This window comes from Catenulispora rubra (assembly GCF_015356825.1).
GTDB classification, from domain to species: domain Bacteria; phylum Actinomycetota; class Actinomycetes; order Streptomycetales; family Catenulisporaceae; genus Catenulispora; species Catenulispora rubra.
Genome location: NZ_JAACYW010000063.1, coordinates 26638 through 46067, shown reverse-complemented (window position 1 = coordinate 46067; position 19430 = coordinate 26638). Strand labels below are relative to the sequence as shown.

16 protein-coding genes and 1 pseudogene are annotated in these 19430 nt (G+C 69.0%); 5 read left to right on the top strand and 12 right to left on the bottom strand.

Annotated elements, in window-relative coordinates; all coding sequences use genetic code 11:
* From GWK61_RS19640 to GWK61_RS19630, 3 genes are all read right to left on the bottom strand, one after another.
* Positions 1–873 (bottom strand): substrate-binding domain-containing protein (locus tag GWK61_RS19640; RefSeq protein WP_228562581.1); only part of this gene is annotated, 873 nt, incomplete at its 3' end.
* Positions 874–898: 25 nt separating this feature from the next.
* Complete coding sequence (locus GWK61_RS19635; RefSeq protein WP_194910104.1) at positions 899–2356, bottom strand: benzaldehyde dehydrogenase; 1458 nt, start codon at positions 2354–2356, stop codon at positions 899–901.
* Between the two features lie 272 nt (positions 2357–2628).
* Positions 2629–3354 carry a class I SAM-dependent methyltransferase gene (locus tag GWK61_RS19630; RefSeq protein ID WP_194910103.1) on the bottom strand — a complete coding sequence of 242 codons (726 nt, stop codon included), beginning with the start codon at positions 3352–3354 and terminating at the stop codon, positions 2629–2631.
* A 180-nt stretch (positions 3355–3534) separates the two neighbouring features.
* Here GWK61_RS19630 and GWK61_RS19625 point away from each other — a divergent pair, with 180 nt between their 5' ends.
* Together GWK61_RS19625 and GWK61_RS19620 are read left to right on the top strand one after the other, a co-directional pair.
* The gene (locus tag GWK61_RS19625) at positions 3535–4059 is read left to right on the top strand and encodes an RNA polymerase sigma factor (RefSeq protein ID WP_194910101.1); all 525 of its coding nucleotides are present in this window, start codon (positions 3535–3537) and stop codon (positions 4057–4059) included.
* Positions 4052–4726, top strand: a complete 675-nt coding sequence (locus tag GWK61_RS19620) for a DUF4232 domain-containing protein (RefSeq protein ID WP_194910099.1) — start codon at positions 4052–4054, stop codon at positions 4724–4726. The genes GWK61_RS19625 and GWK61_RS19620 overlap by 8 nt, the downstream gene beginning before the upstream one ends.
* 45 nt (positions 4727–4771) lie before the next feature.
* On the opposite strand, the gene GWK61_RS19615 is transcribed toward GWK61_RS19620, so the two are convergent.
* From GWK61_RS19615 to GWK61_RS19595, 5 genes and pseudogenes are all read right to left on the bottom strand, one after another.
* Complete coding sequence (locus GWK61_RS19615; RefSeq protein ID WP_194910098.1) at positions 4772–5389, bottom strand: hypothetical protein; 618 nt, start codon at positions 5387–5389, stop codon at positions 4772–4774.
* Positions 5386–6741, bottom strand: coding sequence for an MFS transporter (locus tag GWK61_RS19610; RefSeq protein WP_194910097.1), 1356 nt, complete (start codon positions 6739–6741; stop codon positions 5386–5388). Before GWK61_RS19610 ends, GWK61_RS19615 begins: the two co-directional genes overlap by 4 nt.
* 438 nt (positions 6742–7179) lie before the next feature.
* Positions 7180–7299: pseudogene (locus GWK61_RS19605) on the bottom strand (LuxR C-terminal-related transcriptional regulator); the annotation flags it as partial.
* A 52-nt stretch (positions 7300–7351) separates the two neighbouring features.
* On the bottom strand, positions 7352–8530 hold the full coding sequence (locus GWK61_RS19600) for a barstar family protein (protein ID WP_194910096.1): 1179 nt from the start codon (positions 8528–8530) through the stop codon (positions 7352–7354).
* A gap of 58 nt (positions 8531–8588) precedes the next feature.
* Entirely contained in the window at positions 8589–10049 is a 1461-nt protein-coding gene (locus GWK61_RS19595) for an aminotransferase-like domain-containing protein (protein WP_194910095.1), read from the bottom strand.
* 129 nt (positions 10050–10178) lie between these two features.
* On the opposite strand from GWK61_RS19595, the gene GWK61_RS19590 reads away from it, so the two are divergent.
* Positions 10179–10988, top strand: a complete 810-nt coding sequence (locus tag GWK61_RS19590) for a metallophosphoesterase family protein (RefSeq protein ID WP_194910094.1) — start codon at positions 10179–10181, stop codon at positions 10986–10988.
* A 203-nt stretch (positions 10989–11191) separates the two neighbouring features.
* Positions 11192–11533 carry a hypothetical protein gene (locus GWK61_RS19585; RefSeq protein WP_194910093.1) on the top strand — a complete coding sequence of 114 codons (342 nt, stop codon included), beginning with the start codon at positions 11192–11194 and terminating at the stop codon, positions 11531–11533.
* A gap of 879 nt (positions 11534–12412) precedes the next feature.
* On the opposite strand, the gene GWK61_RS19580 is transcribed toward GWK61_RS19585, so the two are convergent.
* Positions 12413–13975 (bottom strand): DEAD/DEAH box helicase, encoded by a 1563-nt coding sequence (locus GWK61_RS19580; RefSeq protein WP_194910092.1) that lies wholly within the window; start codon positions 13973–13975, stop codon positions 12413–12415.
* A gap of 451 nt (positions 13976–14426) precedes the next feature.
* Between GWK61_RS19580 and GWK61_RS19575 the strand changes: the two genes are divergently transcribed.
* Positions 14427–16925, top strand: a complete 2499-nt coding sequence (locus GWK61_RS19575) for an acylase (protein ID WP_228562579.1) — start codon at positions 14427–14429, stop codon at positions 16923–16925.
* Positions 16926–16938: 13 nt separating this feature from the next.
* Here the strand turns inward: GWK61_RS19575 and GWK61_RS19570 are convergent, their stop codons facing one another.
* The 3 genes from GWK61_RS19570 to GWK61_RS19560 all read right to left on the bottom strand — a co-directional run bounded on the left by GWK61_RS19570 (position 16939) and on the right by GWK61_RS19560 (position 19421).
* Entirely contained in the window at positions 16939–17577 is a 639-nt protein-coding gene (locus GWK61_RS19570) for a thioredoxin-like domain-containing protein (RefSeq protein ID WP_194910091.1), read from the bottom strand.
* A gap of 102 nt (positions 17578–17679) precedes the next feature.
* A complete protein-coding gene (locus GWK61_RS19565) occupies positions 17680–19029 on the bottom strand; it encodes a hypothetical protein (RefSeq protein WP_194910090.1) in 1350 nt (449 codons plus the stop codon).
* A gap of 8 nt (positions 19030–19037) precedes the next feature.
* The gene (locus GWK61_RS19560) at positions 19038–19421 is read right to left on the bottom strand and encodes a hypothetical protein (protein WP_194910089.1); all 384 of its coding nucleotides are present in this window, start codon (positions 19419–19421) and stop codon (positions 19038–19040) included.
* Positions 19422–19430 lie beyond the last annotated feature (9 nt).

The window sequence follows — 19430 nt, the reverse complement described above, 5'->3', positions numbered from 1 at the left end:
CAACAACTCCACAGCCCCCGCCCCAATCCCCGCATGGTCCTGCGCCACCGTCGTCAACCCCGGCCGCACCAACGATGCCGCTTCCACATCATCGAACCCGACAACCGAAACCTCCCCAGGCACCGCCACCCCAAGATCCCCCAGCGCCCGCAGCACCCCGACCGCCATCCGATCGTCAGCGGCGAACACCGCGGTCGGCGGCTCGGCCAGCGCCATCAGCCGCCGCGCGCACTCGTACCCGCTCTCCTCGGTGTACTCACCGGAAACGACATACTCGGCCCGCACCGCCGTACCCGTCCGAGCCATCTCGAACCGATACCCGACCAACCGCTCCACAGTCGGCATAAGCGAAAGCGGCCCCGTCACAGTCGCGATAGCACGGTGCCCAAGCCCGTGCAGATACCCCACCGCCGAAGCCGCCCCAGCCCGATGATCGGAAGCGACATACGTCGTGCGATTCCGATACAACGGCAAATCCACCGCCACACACGCCAACCCAGAAGCAGTCAGCGCAGTAAGCGCCGGATGCCCCTCATCAACGCCCATGACGATCACGCCGTCCAAGCCATGCCGGTGCGCAGCATCGACATAAGCATCCACCCCATCCTGCGGACGCGCGGCAGCAAGCATCACCAGGTCAGTACCCGTCGCGCTCAACCTTCGCCGGATACCGGTGAAGACATCAACGAGCAACGGATCGCGCCGCCCTGCACCAACGCGAGCGCCACCGCCAGCGCCGTTGCCATCACCACCACCATCGGCGTCAACGCCCACGCCACCATCCGCATCCCACACCATGCCGACAGCGCCAGCCACAGCCCCAGCCACGCCCTCAACATCCGCGACTTCACCGCTCTCCGGGGTCTCGCTCATGCCCGGCACCGTACCCCGACCCCGTTCAGAACGGATACCGCGCCTGAGTCCCCCGCGCCGTAATCCACCGCGTCTCAGTAAACGCCTCGATATTCGCCGCACCCCCGAACCGCACCCCGGTCCCAGAAGCCCCGAAACCGCCGAACGGCGCCACCGCCTCATCATTGACGGTCTGGTCATTAACATGAACCAGCCCAGTAGGAATCCGCTCGGCAAGCTCCAACCCGCGCATGACGTCAGCAGTCAGAATCCCCAGCGCCAGCCCATAAGGCGACGCCGTAGCCAACGCGACAGCTTCGTCAAGGTCATCAAAAGCCCGCACCGGCGCCACCGGACCAAAAACCTCCTCGGCATAGGCCGGCGAGCTATCCGTCACATCAGCCAGCACAGTCGGACGATAGAAGAGCTCTTCATAAGTCCCACCAGCCACCAACCGAGCCCCACCATCAACACTCGCCCGAACCAGACCGTGGATCTTATCCCTCTGGCCAGCATCAATGATCGGCCCCAGCGCCACCTGCTCCGTCGCCGGATCCCCAACCGGCAGCTGCTCAGCCTTCTCCGCAAGACGCGCAACATATTCCTCAGCAACGGAACGATGCACCAGGTGGCGTCCAGTGGTCATGCAAACCTGGCCCTGATGGAAGAACGACCCCCACGCAGCAGTAGAAACAGCAAGATCCAGATCCGCATCCGGCAACACGATCAACGCCGAATTGCCACCCAACTCCAGATGAGCACGCTTCAGATGTTCGGCCGCAGCAGCGCCGACCTTGCGCCCCGCCGCCGTCGAACCGGTAAAAGAAATCACCCGCACCCGCGGCTCAACCACCAACGCCGCCCCGGCCTCAGCACCGCCCGGCAGCATACTGAGCACCCCCTCAGGCAGCCCAGCCTCCTCGAACACACGCTGAATCACCACGCCACCAGACACCGCCGTGCGCACATCCGGCTTTAGAATGACCGCGTTACCGAGCGCAAGCGCCGGCGCCACCGAACGTATGCCAAGAATGAGCGGCACATTGAACGGCGCGATGACCCCGACCACCCCAGCCGGCACCCGACGCACCAGACTGAGCCGAGGCTCAGCCGACGGCAACACCTCGCCAACCGGACGCGAGGCGAGCGCCGCAGCCTCGTAGCACTCCTGAGCAGCAGTGACCGTCTCAAAGGCGGCCTTCCCAGGGATACTCCCGGCCTCGCGAATCAACCAGCCCTGAATCTCCTCGGCATACCGGCCGAACAGATCACCAGCCCGCCGCAACACAGCGGCACGCTCGGTGTACGGCAGCCGCGCCCAAGCACTCTGGGCCTCCACAGCACGCTCTGCCGCGACGGCAACGTCATCAGGACTCGCGATACCAACGCGCTCAAGCACCGAACCAGTGGCAGGTTCAACAACGGACCCAGTGCCACCGGAAACGGCGGTCCAACCGCCGATGAAAGCCTTGCCGGACCATATGGCGGGATCGAGAAGGGACATGCTGGACTCCTGTTCTCGGGTTGTCGAGAGTTTCGCAGAGCCCTGCACTCACGTCTACGCGGCCGTTACCACGCCGATGCCGCCGCAGACAGCCACGCCACAGACAGCCTCCGACATCACCGCCGGCCGCAGACCGACCTCCACCTCCTGCCTGCGACCGATGCCGCCCCAGGCATCCGAATCAACTTTCCGGAGACAGGCAGCTCGCGGAGACACGTCGCATTTCGGCCAGCGTCGTACGGCTGTGCAGCATCAGACGAGCCTTCCGCACCTCACCCAACGTGACCCGTAATGAGCTCGTAGAAGATCGGCTGCCCCGTCGTCGTCACCCGATGCAGAAAGCGAGTCCGTTCCGTCACGACGAAACCTCCATCGGCCACCAGCCGTTTCACCGCAGCACCGAACCCGTCCGGGTCGGCCTCATCCATCCACCGCTCATCGATCGTGAATGCCACCGGCGCGCCTGGCAGCAAAACCGCGAGCGCGTTTTCCAGCGCCCGCGGCGTGGCATGCGTGCCGCCGAACGCTCCCGCGGACACCAATCCCCCAAAGGAGTACCGACCTAGCGCCTCGCGCAATGCGTCACCGAGCAAGAAGTCTCCCACCACATAGTCGACGTAGACATCCGGCCGGTCACGAAGACACGCCATACGCGCCGCCAGCAGCGAATCGACCCCGACGATTCGCCCCACACCGCCGCGCCGCACAAGTTCGCCAACCAATCCCGTACCGGCCCCGACGTCAAGCACCGTCACCGAATCCAGGCCCAGGTCCAGGTCCAGGTCAAGGCGCGCGGCCGCCTTCACGAATCCCTCGGCCACAACCTGCGGCGATCTGCATTGCAGCCGCTCCTGAACGACGTACTCGTAAAGGCCAGGCACTGCATAAACTCGCTCGTAGTCATGCAAGTGCACTACATCGTGCTCACTCAGCGCTATGTACTCGCCGTCCATTTCCGGCGGGCCGAGCAGTCGAACACCCGCAAAAGCATCTGTCATATCCACGACGCTACGCGACCGGTTCCGTCCACCACCACTGGGCCGAACCTCCCGCCGCCGCTACCGCTGCCGCCGCTGACGTAGCCGCCGCTCCCCCCGCTCCCGCAACCTTTCACCCCACCCGGCCGTGTCTGGTGGTGACTGCTTGAGTGACTGGCAGCACGGCGGAGAGGGGGCACAGTGGCAGACGCTGAAAGTTTCGACGAGTTCTACCGGGGGACATCGCCCCGGCTGATGCGGTACGCGTACGTAGTGACCGGCGACATGTCAGCCGCTCAGGACCTGGTTCAGGAAGCGTACGTCCGAGCGTGGCAGCGCTGGCCGAAGTTGGCGCAGTACGACCAGGCTGAAGCCTGGCTACGGATGGTCGTCTCCAGACTGGCTACGGATCGCTGGCGCCGGATCGGCGTCCGGCGCCGGGCGGCGGCGGCCGCGCGGTCACCGGACCCGGTGCCGCCGCCCTCGGAGAACACCGTCCTCCTGGTGACCGCGTTGCGCGCCCTGCCGGTGCCGCAACGCACGGCGCTGGCGCTGCACTACCTGCTCGACCTGCCGATCGGCGACGTCGCCGCGGAGACCGGCGCGAGCGTCGGCACGGTCAAGTCCTGGCTGTCCCGCGGCCGCGCCGCGCTGGCCGAATCCCTGGACCGCCGGGACCCGGCGGCCGCCACCGAATCGGGCCCGAGAGGAGTCACCGATGCCTGAGTTCGAAGAGCTGCTGGCCGCCGTGCGCACCGACTGCGCGGCCCGTCCCTTGCCCGCGGCCGAGGAGCTGCGCCACATCGGCAGCCGACGCAACCACCGGCGGCGGGTGCTGGTGACCGGAACGGTGGCCGCCACCGTCACCGGTGTGGCGGTCGCCGCGGCGTTGGTCGTCCCAGGCCGCGCGGCTTCTCCGCCGCCGGTCGGCCCGGCCACCACATCCACGTCGCCGTCCACATCCACCAGCCAGATCGGCGGAGCACCCCCAACCTGCCAAGCCAGCCAGCTCGGCCCGACACCGGCTATCCATACGGGAATCGCCGGCGGCAGTCTCGGGATCACGGTCACGTTCACCAACCAGAGCACCACAACATGCCGCCTCGACGACTCCGTGACCTTGTGGAGCGCCGAACCCAAGCTCCCCCCGACCCGGGTCCCGACGACGCCCAGCGGGAACCCCGCACCCGTATTGGCGCCAGGGGCAAAGGGCACGGCGCGGATCGAATGGACCGACGGCTACGGCGGCTACCAGTCGTCAGCCCCCGAATGCAACCAGCCCAAGCACTACCACGGGCTCTTCATCGTCGAGGGCGGCGCCAGATTCCCGTTGCCAGGCATCACCCTCGACGTACTGTGCGGAGGCGTGTTCGCGGACTGGGAAGCGTCGTAACTCTCCTGGCGGCGTCGCCCTGCGACGCCGCCCACAGTCAACCGGTCACGAACCAATGTGAAAGTCAGCCGCAAGCCGCTCCATAACCGCCTTCGTAACAGCCGCGTCCACCTGCTTGGTCAGCTGCTGGCGGCTGCCGAGGTTCGTCAGCAGGGTGCGCAGGTCGAGGTCGTTGACGGTGCGGCGCAGGACGTCGTCGGTCGTCAGGGTCTTGTCGATGAGGGCGTCGGGGATCGCGCCGATGGCGATCTTGCGGAAGCCGGTGATGCCCCCGGCGTCGACCGCCTCGCGGACGAGTTGCGATGCCTTCGGGAGCTTGCCGGCTGCCTTCAGGGTGTCGATGGCGGTGAGCAGGCCGGCTCGCAGTGCGTTGATCTGCGCGTCGGTGTGGGCGCCGGGCTGGGCGATCTGGAGGGCGAAGGCCTCGCGGGAGATGCCGAGCTGGCAGGCGGCGGCCTCCAGGCCGGTCAGGACGACCTCCTCGGTCAGGCCGTCGATCCCCGTCGACACCGAGCTGGCCGGTTGGACGACGCACGAGGCGGCCGGGCGGAGCGGGCTGTAGCTGCCGCCGCCGTTGGCGAGTTGCACGGCCAGCACCCCGCTCACCAGCACGACGGCCAGCGCGGGCAGCGCCGCCGCCCGCAGGCGGTCCACGACGGTCATCGCGCACCCCCTCGACGAACCGGGATCAGGGCCAGCAACGCCGTGAGCGCGAGTCCCGCACCGATCAGGAAGGCGTTGCGGAACGCATGCGTGGCGGCCCGTTCGAGCTGAGCGTTGAGATCACGCTCAAGCTGCGCCGCAGCGGGCTTCTCCACCGCGGGCAGGTCCAGCTGTCGGAACGCGGGGTCCAGGTCGGGCACCCGGCCGCCCTCCATCTTCAGCTGATCGGCGAGCCCGCGAGCGATCGTGATCTTGTCCTGGGGCGCCAGCGGAGCGTTCAGCACCAGCGCCGTGATGGCTTCCTCAGCGGGCGGCTGGGCACTGCGCAGATCCGCGACGAAAACCGGCGTGAGAATCGCGAGCCCCAGCACCACCCCCGCGTGCCGGGCCGCGATCGTCCAGCCGCCGTGCAGGGAATGCGGCGTGCGGCCGTCCATCGCCTGCAGCGTCAGGGGATCCAACGTCAGCCCGAGCCCGAGTCCGACGAGCGCCTGCGGCGCGATCGTCCACGCCAGACCGGCCGACGGCAGCAGCGCCAACCCGGCCAGCCCGCCCGCGATGAGCAGGCACCCCGACATCGTCTGCGCCATCGGCCCCGCACGCAGCGTCCGGATCAGCGGCCGGGCAAAGAGCGCCGCGAGCGGGATCACCGAGACCGTGACGGCTGCGACCGCCGGCGACCGACGCCAGCCGTCGACCAGCAGCAGCACGAACAGGAACAACGCCGCGGTCAGCGCTGCCGAAAGCAGCGCCAAGGCGATGTTCGGCTGGATCCGTACAGGGTGCTTCTCTACGTCCTCGGCGGGGCCCTGCCCGTTCTTGCGGCGCCTGGCCAGCGCGGCAGGAACGGCGAGCGCCGCGATCGGCACCTGAACGATGAAGATCGAGCGCCACGAGAAGGCATCGGTGAGCAACCCACCGGCCACCGGACCGACAGCGGTCCCGAACACGCCGGCGGCGATCCACCACGCCGTCCCCCGCCGCTCGCTCAGTTCGTCGACCAGGAGCTGAAGGCTCCCGACCACCGCGAACGCACCACCGACCGCCTGGATCGACCGGGCGGCGATCAGGACGCCCATGGAACCGGCGACCGCGCACATCGCCGAAGCCCCGGCGAACACCGCGATGCCGACGGCGCACCAGACAGCCGGATCCTGCTTCTTGAAGAACCACGCGGCAGGCCGGGCGACGACGGCGAGAACGAGGTTGAACGCGATCAGCACCCACGCGACCTGACCCACCGTCGTGTGCAGGCGCTGCAAGATCTCCGGCAGGGCGAGGGTGACCACGGCCGAGTCGGCCAGAACGCACCCCACGGTCAACGCGAGAAGGACTGCTCCCGCCCGGCGCATCTAGAACCCCGGCTTCGGGTCGGTGAGCCGCTGCGCGACGGGCCGAAGCCGGGCCTGCGCGACGGGCCGAAGCCCGGCGTGCCCGAGTCGGCCGTCCGCGGTCAGCATGCCGTCCGGCCTCGGCCCTCGGCGCTGCCGAACCGCCGTCCGGTCTGGTCAGAAACGGTGTACACGCAAGCTCCTCCCTGTGGCAACAGCACTCTACGTGGGCGTGGCAGTGCATGGCGCTGTAGGTGGGCAAGGGAGCCGTTTGTTCTCGTCCAGTTTCCCCGAGCCTGCCCGGTCGACACCACTTGAGAAGAGCGCGATCCCGCAGGACATCCGCCTTCCCCGAGACCCGCGAAATGCCGAGATCGCCGACTCGGGGGCGCTGGCCGAATGGGGCGTCCAGGAGGTGAGTCCCGGGCCGCTCGTAATCGACGACCGCTCGAGCCGCTCTCAACGGCCGGCGCCGGACAGCACCCCGTCGAGCTCCCGCCGGGAGGAGATCCCCAGCTTGGCGAACGTCTTCCCCAGGTGCCACTCCACGGTGCGCGGGCTCAGGAACAACTGCGCACCGCCGGTGCTTTTCCTGGTACGGGTCCCGCTGGCGGGGAGCTTTGCCCTCATCCTATGAACAGTCGTCTGCCAGGCTCGTATCTGGGGAGTTGTCATGCGTCACGCCGACGACCGTCACCCCGTTCCGCTCCAGGATCCGGACGAGTTGTTCGAAGTGCGCCACGCCGTCGACGGCGTCGTCTTCGTTGTCGTCTCGGCTGTCGGCCAATGCCTGCCGGATCTTCGCCGAGTCCTGCCAGACCACGGTGAACGGCGGGTGCACGCCGAAGCCCGCTCCCAGGCAGTCGTCCAGCGCGTCCAAGCCCCAGCCGTAGTAACGGCCCGGTCCGCGCAGGGCCTCGCCGAGGGCGCAGTGCAGGGCGCGGACGTCCGTGACGGCTTCGTGGCCGACGTGGTAGGTCCGGCCGGACACGTCGGGTTCGCGGCCGACATGGTTGCCGAGTGCGAGCATCAGCCACTCCAGACGTCCGGCGGGGCCGTACCTCGCCCAGGTCCCGAGCACGTCCGGGACCCCCTCGTACCAGTCGTCCCAGACCTGGCCCGCCGCCAGCGGCGGAGGGTCGTAGACGCCGTCGAACAAGGCGATGTCCACGAGACCGGCTCCCAGCTCCGAGGGCTGTACGTCCGCGACCCGCAGCAGGAGGCTGCGGCGCGCCATCGGCCGGCCGGTCCGGTCCAGCGCCACCAGGGCGAACCACTCGTCCTCGTCGGGGTCGGCGAGCACCGCCGCGAGTTCCTCGGTCATCGTGCAGCCGAGGAGGTCCAGGGGCCTCGGTGAGGGCTCCAACCGGCCGTCGTAGAGGCCTGCGACGCTCTGACAGGTTCCGACGGTCTCGCCGTCATGGTGGACGACGAAGCGCGTCGCCTCGAACGGCTCGGCGCGGCCGCGCGTCGGCTCGCCGACTCGGGCCCGCGCCCTGAGCTGCGGCAGCTCGCGATCGGCGGGGTCGACGACACGGGCCGTGACGGTGACGTCGGAGAGCGTCCACCAGTCCAGGGGCCGTCCAGCGTCCCAGACCGCGATCAGCAGCTCACCGAGACTCGTGCCGTCTGCCATCGCCCGACCGACCGACGCGTGGAACGCTTCGGTGAGCTTGCAGCCGCCGAGCGTCAGAGCCTCCAGCGGAAGCACCGGCGGATCCGCGAACAGGCCCGCGACGTCCACGCAGTGGCCCAACAGGCGCTCCTGCCCGGACGCGTCCTCCCGCATCAGCGCGTATCTCGTCGTCATGCACCCTCGCTGCAGTGAGCTCACCGGAAGTCGGAACGCCATGATGTCCCAACCATCCCTAGCGGCGGCGGCCGCGGGTGGCGGGGAAGGCCGACCAGGCGTCGCGGAGGTTGTGCAGGGCGGCCAGGATCTGCTCGTCGCTGGAGGTCAGGGTCGTGCGGAGGTGTGGTGAGGGGCGGCCGTCGCTGCGGTAGATGCCTCCGTACCCGACCGTTGTGCCGTGCGCGTGGGCGAAGGCGACGAAGTCGGCGCTGTCGCGTAGTGGGAGTCGGATCCACTGGGATGGGCCGATGCCGGCGGCCTCGTTGCGCCAGTCGGGCAGTTCGTCGTGGAGGAACGCTGAGGTGAGGTGAGTGCGGCGTTGCATTTCGGACTGGCGGTGCGCGGTGATGTCGGCGTGGTGCGGCAGTAGCTTGGTGAGGAGGATCTGGCTGGGGATCGATGATCCGGCGTCTGTTCGTGACTTGATGCGCACCGCGGTCTCGACGAGGCTCGGGTGCAGGCGGATCCAGCCCATCTTCAGGCCGCCCCAGTAGATCTTGTTGAACGACCCGACGGTGATGATGTTCCGGTGTTCGGCGAGCGCTGCGATGGGAGTGGGGGCCGGGGTCGGGTGGTAGTCGGCGAGTGTGCGGTCGTCGAGCACTACGACGCCGGTTTGTGCCAGGTGGACGAGTGTCGCGCGGTCGGCGTCGGGGAGGCTGCGGCCGGTGGCGACGTTGCAGGTGGCCATGACCACGGCCATTGTCGCGCGGGTCTTGCGGGCCAGGCGCACGAGCGCGTCGGCGCCGAGGGTGCCGTCTCCGGTGCGGACCGGCACGATGCGCACGCCGATGCGGCGGAGGAGTTCCAGGGTGGTGGGGTAGGTCGGTGATTCGACGATGACGATGTCGTCGGGGGAAAGCAGCATCTCGAACGTTAGTGAGAGCGACTGCGTGGCTCCTGTGGTCGCGACGAGGGCTTCTGGTGTGGTCGGCAGGCCGTTTGCGGTCAGTGCTGCGGCGATGGCTACGCGGGTGATGTCGAGGCCTGCGATGGCGTAGCCGCTGCCTGGTTTGGCGCCGTTCGGTTGTGCGGTGAGGAGATCGTCCGCGCTGAGGGTCAGCGCCTCGCGCGGCAGGCCTGTGACGTCGGGGAAGGTGGCGGCGGCGATGCCTGGGTCGGTGTCGCTCCCGAGCCGGTACTTTCCACGCAGGCCGCGCGGTAGCAGTGCCCGGGTGGTGGCCGCAGCCGTGTCGGCTGCTGCGCTGGCTGCTGTACTGGCTGCCGCGCCGGACCGGCCCGCGACGAAGGTGCCCGCGCCGTGAACGCGACGGACTACGCCGCGTTTGGCTAGCAGTTCCATAGCGCGCGCCGTCGTGCTCCGGCTGATGTCTAGTGCTGCTGCCAGGTTTCGTTCCGAGGGCAGCATCCAGGCGTGGAGCAGTTCGCCGCGTTCTACGGCGTCTTCGATGGCGTCTGCCAGGCGCTGCGCGAGCGGGCCTGCGCCGTTGCGCCACTCCCCTAGGAGCGCCGGCATCTCGGTGCGGTGAACGGTCCGCGAAGAATCCAATTCTGGCTCCAGTGGACCCTGGCCAGCTGCTTAGCCTGCGTTTGCTTGCGTTTGCCTGATGAAGCAGACCATATCGCCATAGCCAGGAGTTGCGTCATGAACCTTCCCAGTCAGACGACTGTCTTGCAGGTCTCTGATACGCACCTGTCCCCCGATTTCGCGGCGGGTACCGAAATGTGGACGGCAGCAGTGCGCTATATCGAGAAGACCCGCCCCGACCTGGTCATCCACACCGGCGACGTCGTGCACGATGACCCGGATTGCGATCGGGACCACGAGTTCGCTGCATTCCAGATGCGGCGGCTCAGCACGCCGTGGCGGATCGTTCCGGGCAACCACGATATCGGGGACAGTCCGCCCGATCCGTTCCGCGGGCTGGTCAGCGCTGAGCGGCTGGAGCGGTTCCGGCGGTACTTCGGGGCCGACCGGTGGTCGGTTGTTATCGGCGGGTGGCAGCTGATCGGGCTGAACTCGCTGCTGTTCGACAACCATCTTGCCGCCGAGGAGGCCGAGCAGTGGGGCTGGTTGGAGGAACGTCTCCGGGAGGCGGATGGTCGGCCGGTCGGGGTGTTCATGCACAAGCCCCCTGCGATCAACTCCCTCGATGAGGATCTGCACGTCAACAAGTCGATTGGATTGACGTCGCGCGGGCGCCTGCGCGCTCTGGTCGAGGCGGGCGCCGTGAGGCTGATTGGCTCTGGGCACTTGCATGAGCACGTGGTGCTCTACAGCCAGGGTTACAGCCACGGTGCTCTGCTCGTCGGCGCACCGGCGCTGGGGCCGTTACCGGCGGGTACCGCAACTTGGAATCTCGGGCTGCGCTGCAACGGTCTCGTTGAGTACCGCTTCTTGGGGGATACGGTGCGGGTTCGGTTGCTTCGGGAGGCAGATTTCAGGCCGGCCTAGGCTTCGGCCCTGCCTAGATTTCAGCCCTGCCTAGATTTCAGCCCGGCCCAGACTTCAGCCCGGCCTAGCGGTCCAGGTCAGCTGTGGTTGTGGGTCGCCGGATCATCCCATCGGCCTACGCCCGCGCGTGCGGCGCGGCGGGCTTACCTAGCATCCAACGGGGGGCGTCAGAGCTAGCAGACTCGTGCGGAAGGAACCGGCTCATGGCTGAGAACGGCACTCGCGTCAAGGCGGCGGACAACCCCATGGTGTACGTCATCCTCGACGGCAAGCGGCGCGCGCTGGACGAACCGTCCTACGTGAACATCTTCAGCGACTGGGAGGGCATCGACGAGATCAACGTCGCCGACCTCGAGGACGGCGGCGCTATTCAGGCCGGGTACATCGGGAGCGCGAACGGCGAGACTTACCTGGTGGCTGACACGGTCAAGTATCGGATCAACGGCAACGCCACTGCGGACCGGCTGCATCTGAAGGTTGGGGAGCCTCGGATGCTGTCGAGCGAGGAGTTCGGGGCGCTTAGTGATGGAGCGCAGTTGGGCTGACGGCTTCAGCGTCGGTGTCGGCGTCGATCGGGCCGGTGTGAGTGCAGGTCTTCCGGAACCGCGCTCGCACCGGCCACTGGGTAGGGCTGGGCTGGGCGAGTGCAGTTGATCTGGGGTTTTACAGGCGATTTTTACGGCTTCGCGCATGGTTTGATGACCTCGCAGGGGGACGCAGTTCGGTTGAGTCCCGCATGCCGCGCTGGCGGCCGCCGGTTTTCGTGGACAAGACCACGCATGAGCCCGAGTCACTGCGCACGCGTTTGGGTCGGCGGCTGTCTGCCGCGTTTGGTGGGCGCCTTGAGGCCTCTGGCGGGCCTCCTCGACGAGGGGGCGACCCGCGCGTCGGGTTGTTTGCCGCCGGCCCGCGACTGTTCGGCTTTCTATCCGCTGTTGCCTGCGTCGCGCTGCCTGCTGGCGGTGCTGCTTGTGGTCGCCGAGGTTCTGGGTCCCTCGCCGCGTCATCGCCGTAAACGGAACCAGAACCAACACCCCGCATGGTCCTTCGGACCCCCTCACCACACCACCAGCCGCGCAGCCACGTCACCATGGGTGGCGGCCGAGGCGCCGGTCCTCGTCGGGACCGCCAACCTGGGCGCACCGTCACCATGGGCGGCGGCCGAGGCACCGGTTCTCACCGGCACCGGCAACCTGGCCGCACCGTCACCATGAGCGGCGGCCGAGGCACCGGTCCTCGTCGAGACCGGCAAGCTCGCCACACCGGCATCATGAGCGGCTGCCGAGGCACCGGTCCTCATCGGAACCGGCAACCTGGCCACACCGGCCCACTTGCCGCCCCGCTGATGCTAACCGCCGGCGCCCAGCGCAACCGCGCCGCTCACCTGAGCCCCGCGTGCATCAAGCCCCCGCGCCGCTCTAAATCTAAGCGGCGCCCCGAGCCCGGCGCGGCTGCTGGCCGCGCGCGCCGGGGTTCGCCTGGGTGTTGCGCGTCGCGTGGGCTGGCCGGCTGCGGCGGCTGCGGCCGGAGCCGTTGGCGCCGCCGGAGCCTGTGCGGCGGGGGCGCTCTACGACCGGGTCGGGGATGGTGACTGGGATGCCGGTGGGGACCTTGGCGCCGGTGATGCGGGTGAGTTCGGCGTCGCCGGGTTGGGTGTGGGCGGTGTGGGGGGTGATGCCGGCGGCGGCCATCATGCGGGTCATGTCGCGGCGTTGGGTGGGGAGGACCAGGGTGACCACGGTGCCTGATTCGCCGGCTCGGGCTGTGCGGCCGCCTCGGTGGAGGTAGTCCTTGTGGTCGGTCGGGGGGTCGATGTTGACGACCAGGTCCAGGCCTTCGATGTGGATGCCTCGGGCGGCTACGTTGGTGGCGATCAGGGCGGTGACCTGGCCGTTGCGGAACTGGGTGAGGGTGCGGTTGCGTTGGGGTTGGGATTTGCCGCCGTGCAGGGCTGCCGCCTTCACGCCGTTGGCGAGGAGGTCGCGGACCAGGCGGTCGGCGCCGTGGCGGGTGTCGGTGAACATGATCAGGCCGCCGTCGCGGGAGGCGATGTGGGCCACCGTGGCGTTCTTGTCGCCGGGCTGGACGTGCACCAGGTGGTGCTCCATGGTGCTGATGCTGGCGGCCGAGGGGTCCACCGAGTGGGTCACCGGGTCGGTGAGGAAGCGGCGGACCAGGCGGTCGATGTTGCGGTCCAGGGTGGCCGAGAAGAGCATGGTCTGCCCGCCGGGCGCCACCTGGTCGAGGAGTTCGGTGACGTCGGGCAGGAAGCCCATGTCGGCCATCTGGTCCGCCTCGTCCAGCACCGTGACGGTCACCTGGTCCAGGTGGCAGTCGCCGCGCTGGATCAGGTCCTTCAGGCGGCCGGGGGTGGCCACGACGACCTCCACGCCGGTGCGCAGGGCCTGGGCCTGGCGGCCGATCGACATGCCGCCGACGACGGTCGCCATCCGGACCTTGACCGCGTCCGCGTAGGGCGTCAGCGCCTCGGTGACCTGCTGGGCCAGCTCGCGGGTGGGGACCAGGACGAGCGCCAGCGGCTGGCGGGGCTCGGCGCGGCGCCCGGCGGTGCGCGCCAGCAGGGCCAGGCCGAAGGCGATGGTCTTGCCGGAGCCGGTTCGGCCGCGGCCCAGCACGTCGCGGCCGGCCAGGGCGTTCGGCAGGGTCGCGGCCTGGATCGGGAACGGGGTGAGGACGCCCTGGCGGGTCAGGGTGGCGAGCAGCGCCTGGGGCATGTCGAGCTCGCTGAAGTCCTCGACGGCGGGCAGCGCCGGGGTCTGGGTGACCGGGAGGGCGAACTCGCTGGTCGCGGACGAACCCTGGCGGCCGGCGGACGGGTTCCCGGCCCGGCGGCCGCTGCCACCGCCGCCGTTGCCGGCGCGGTAGCCGGATCCGGATCCGGACAGACGCGAGCCGGAGCCCGCGCTCTGCTTGAAGTCGCGCTCGGAGGAGCGGTTGGGACGGCTGGAACGGTTGGAGCGGGTCATAAAACCTTCTTCAAGAGGCACGTGGCACTAGGACGCCGGGCCGCACCGGACCGCAGAGGGGTCACGCGAACGAGCCGGAAAGACGTGGGGCGTGGACGGTGGAACCGTTCGGCACGTCACCTACGGTCGGTGCACACCCACGGCAGCGGGGCCAAATGGCGTCGGCACAAATGAAGTGCACCTATCGTCTCCAACCGGTAGGTGCACACAGGTTTCTGGAACCACAACCGCAACGAGTTCAAGTATAGCAGTCCAGGTCCTGATGAGAGCGCATCCTCAGACAAGACGTCGACAAAGCGTGCGGGGGCGGGGGCGAGCGGGGATCGGCCAGGACGAGCGAGTACATCAGTGCACTCATCCCTGTGGGCTCATCCCCAGGGAGGATGATCCACCCCGACACCCCTCCCGTGGGCGGATGTCATGCCTCTGATACCGGCCTAACGTGGTGATCATGACCGGTAACCCATTGCGCACCAAACGAATGGCGGCCGCGCTCGCCGCGGTGGCCGTCGTCGCGGGAGCCCTGGCGTCAGCCCCGGTATCCGCATCTGCCGCCAGTCCCCCGGCCACGACGAGCACGACAAGCACGACAAGCACAACGAGCGCGACGACCACCCTCGCCGCCCTGACCGCCGGCGGCGCCCACTTCGCAGTCGACATCCGCAGGACCGAATACGGCATCCCGCACATCCTCGCCGGCGACTACCCCAGCCTCGGCTACGGGTACGGCTACGCGTTCGCCCAGGACAACATCTGCGTCATGGCCGACCGGATGCTGACGGTGAGCGGCGACCGATCCCGGTTCTTCGGGCCGACCGCGACCGTGCAGGATCCGCTCAGCGGTCGGAACACCAATCTGCAGAGCGACACCTATTACCAGAGCGTGCGGCAGTCGGGCCTCGTGCAGCACCTGCTCACGCAGCCGGCGCCGCTCGGCCCGACGGCGCAGGTCCGCCAGCTGGTCGACGGCTACGTCGCGGGTTACAACCGCTACCTCCGCGACACCGGCGTGGCCAACCTGCCCGACGCCACCTGCCGGGGGCAGGCGTGGGTGCGGCCGATCACCGCGATGGACCTGTGGGACAACGTCCTCGACGTGGACAGGATCGCCGGAAGCGCGCACTTCAAGGCCCCGATCGCCGACGCGGTTCCGCCGGCTGCCGGGAAGACCGCGGGGACGACCGCCGGGACGACAGCGACGCCCGCCGCGCCAGCCCTGTCGACCTTGCTTTCCAACACCATGCAAGCCCAGAACAAGAGCCTCGGCAGCAACGGCTGGGCCCTCGGCAAGGACGCCACCGCCGGCCACGACGGCATGCTGCTCGCCAACCCGCACTACCCCTGGGCCGGCTACGCCCGCTTCTACCAGGTCCAGCTGACGATCCCCGGCAAGATCGACGTGGCCGGCGCCAGCCTCTACGGCTCGCCGGTGGTCGAGATCGGCCACACCAAAGGACTCGCCTGGACCCACACGGTGTCGACGGCGGACCGCTTCACCCTCTACCAGCTGACCCTGGCCCCGGGCGATCCGACCAGCTACCTGGTCGACGGCAAGGCCGTGCCGATGACGCGCCAGAACGTGTCCGTCACGGTGCGCGGCACCGACGGGAAGCTTTCGACCGTCGTCCGCACCCTCTACAGCACGAAGTACGGACCCGTACTCGCCAACGGCTGGACCGCCACGAGCGCCGTCGCCCTCGACGACGCCAACGCCGACAACCTCCGCTCGATGAACGAGTGGCTGGCGATGGACACCTCGCAGAACCTCGACCAGCTCCACAAGGCGCAGAACACGTATCAGGCCATTCCGTTCATCAACACCATCGCCACCGACGCCAGCGGCACCGCCTTCTACGGCGACGCCGGCGTGGTCCCGAACGTCACCGACGCCGAAGCCGCGCGCTGCATCGACACCCCCGCGGGCCAACAGGCGTTCCCGGAGGTGTTCATCATGGACGGCTCGACCTCGGCCTGCGCCTGGGGCAGCGACCCCGACGCCATCACGCCCGGCATCTTCGGACCGTCCCGCTACCCGCAGCTGACCCGCAGCGACTTCGTCGCGAACTCCAACGACAGCGCCTGGCTCACCAACCCGGCAGCCCCGATCACCGGCTACCCCGCCATCTACGGCGACACCGCCACCGCGCGCTCCCTGCGGACCCGGCTCGGGCTGACCATGATCGGCCAGCGGCTGGCCGGCACCGACGGCCTGGGCGCGCCGGGGTTCACGCTGAGCGATCTGCAGACCGTCGAGCTCAACGACCGCAACCTCAGCGGGGAGCTGGCCCGGGACGCGGTCGTCGCGATGTGCAGGGCGAACCCGGTCCTGACCGCCGACGACGGCACCCGCGTGGACGTCGGCGCCGCCTGCTCGGCGCTCGCGGCCTGGGACGGCCGCGGCGACGCCGGGAGCCACGGCGGCGCGCTGTGGCAGGCCTTCTTCACGCAGCTCGCCAACAGCTTCGACCAGCAGACGTGGTGGCGGGTGCCCTTCGACCCGGCGCACCCGGTCACCACCCCCGGCGGGTTCGTCGCCGACGACCCGAACGTGCAGCACCCGCTGGCCGACACGGTGCAGCAGTTCACGGCCAGGAAGATCCCGGTGGACGCCGCGCCCGGCGACGTCCACAAATGGGACGGCGTCCCGCTGAACGGCTGCTCCGACGAGGAGGGCTGCTTCGACGTGGTCGGGGCGTCCCCTGACTCGGGCCAGAACTCCTCGGTCTCCGACGGCGCCTTCGGATCCAGCTTCGTCATGACCGTCGAGCTGACCCCGTCCGGCCCGCACGCCCGGACCATCCTCACCTACTCCGAGTCGTCGAACCCTTCTTCACCGCACTACACCGACCAGACCGTTCTCTTCTCCCACAAGCAGTGGGTCACGGAGCGGTTCTCCGAGGCTGAGATCTACGCCGATCCGCAGCTGCGGATCACGATCCTGATCGGGTAACGCCGCTCAAGCATCAAGAGCCGTTCGGGGTCCCGGTGCCGCCGGTGCAGGCGGCGCCGGGCTCCGGCGTCTGCGGGCCCTGCATGTACTTGCTGATGAACTTGGCGATCCGCGCGTCGGTGGCGGAGTCGACGTTGAGCTGCTTGCCCCAGGCGGTCACGGTGATGGGCGAGGGCTGCGTCGGGTACGGGCTCAGGACGGTGTAGGCCTTGCCGTGGACGTCGGCGGAAAGGGTGGCGATCTGGCCGGCGCCGATACCCGGCTGGTAGGTGACCCAGACGGCGCCGTGCTCCATGGCGTGGACGGCGTTCTCGTTGGCGACCGGCGCGGTGTAGACGCCGCAGTTGAGCCAGACCGGGGCGTGGTCGCCGCCGACCGGCGGGGTCTGCGGGTAGGTCACCGGCGTGGTGACGTGGTTGCGGCTGAGCCCGCTGAAGGATTTGACCCCGGCTATGTTCGCCGAGGCCTGCGAGGCCAGGACGACGGCGGTGATGGTGCCGACGATGCCGGCCAGCAGCAGGACCAGGATCCCGCGGAAGATCATCTTGCCGCGGCGGGCCTTGCGCTTCGCCTCGGCCTGCGCGGCGGCCACGCGTTCGCGTGCGGCGGCGGCGCTCTTGGCCTTGCTGCTGGTGTTCTTCCCGGTGGCCATGCCTGCTCCTTACGGCGAGGCCGCGTGGGCTCAGCGGCCGGATACCTAATCTCCTAAGAAGATTAGTCGATGGGTGGTGGTTCCGGCTACGCCGGGTGCGGCTCAGGCGGAGAACAGCAGTGCCAGGCCGCCGAGGGTGTAGCCGACCATAAGGGCCAGCAGCGGCAGCTGGCTGCGGACGAGGGACTTGGGGAACAGCTCGGTGGCGCGGTCGTGCGCGGACACGGTGCCGATGACGTGGCCGATCACCACGCCAGCGACCTGGACCAGGGAGATCGTACTCAGGCTGATCAGACGGTAGTCGACGACGTGCCCGGCGGTGCCGAACAGGTTCGCACCGTCCACGAGCGGGTCGGAGGCGAGGATCAGCGCCTGTTGGCCGTTGAAGACCAGCAGCGAGAAGTAGTGCGCGATCACGTAGCCGGCCGCGATGGGAATCAGCGAGTGCGCGAACCGTCCGGCCGCCGCACCCGCAGGCACATCGCCGGTCCCGGCCAGCCGGGTCGACAGATACATGACCGCACTGAAGCTGGCCGCGACGAAAGCCACCACCACGACCAGGCCGAGCGTGTTCGCCCACGTCACACCGAGCGGCCCGGACTGGACGCGCGAGGCCCAGGCCGGGGAGGCCGAGGCGCCGTCGAAAGCGGTCGAGCCGAGCATCACCGAGACGATCGCCACCAACCCCGGCCCGGCTTCCAGCGAGGCCAGGCCGTCCAGCGGGTTGCGCACCACGATCTGGCCGTCGGCGCGCCTGCCGATCGGCGCCATATGTCCGATCAGCGTCGAATAGGCCTCGAAGGCGTCGCAGCGGTCGAACCAACCCGAGCCGAACACGGTCGCCGCACCAACGTGGACGACGCCGTAGACGCCGAACCACAACGCGAGCACGCGCGGATCGTCGCGGTTCGGACCAGCCAGCTCCAGCCAGGTGAACGCCAGCAGCCCCACCGCGGCCGGGTAGTAGCCGACGCCCGCCGGAAGCTCGGCGAAACCTTGAACCGGGTCGCGGCGCAGCACGGCGGAGATCGCCAGATGCACCGTGCGCAGCGGGTTGAGCTGTCGCCAGATCGGGCCGAGCAGCAGCGAAGCGGGCACCAGCCCGACCCAGAACACGACGAAGACGAAGGTGGCCGTCGGGTTGAGGTCATCGACGCGGCCAAACAACGCCGCGACCGCGGTGAACCCGCCGAGCAGCAGCCCCAGTCCGCGCAGCAGCCACCGAGTCTCCGGGGCGTCGACGGCCATCGTGACCCAGCCCGGCAACGCCCTCCCGGCCCGAGCGCCGCGCAGCTTCGGCGTCGGCCACAGCACCAGCAGCGCCGCGAAGGACACCGCCACGGCGAGCCCTCCCCCGACCAGAACCGAGTTGAACGGGATCGGCAGGTCGCGGCGCCCGCCGACGCCGTGGGCGAGGATGACGACGTTCGACGGGGATATGTCCGCCGGCATCGCCGGGCTCACTTCACTTCGATCTGCAGCAGCTGCAGGTTCGACTTGTGCGTCTCGACCTCGAAGATCCCCGGCAGGTTCGCGGTGAAGTCGATGGTCCCGGGCTTGCCGGCGGCGATCTCGATCTCCTTGTCGTAGCCGTGCAGGTGCACCTCGTCGTCGGCGTCGCTGGTCACGGTGAGCACGACCTCGTCGCCGAGGTGGACGTCGTGGACCGCGTCGGCCGGGCTGACCTTGTGATGCGCGATCTGCACCGAGATCCGCACCGGACCCGTGCCCGCGCCGCCGGCCGCCGCGGTGGGAGTCGACTTGGCCGACGAGCACGCGGCGATTCCGAAGACGGTGACGGCGAGCGCCGCCAGCGGTATCGCCCGGGATCGACGACGGGCCATGGAGACTCC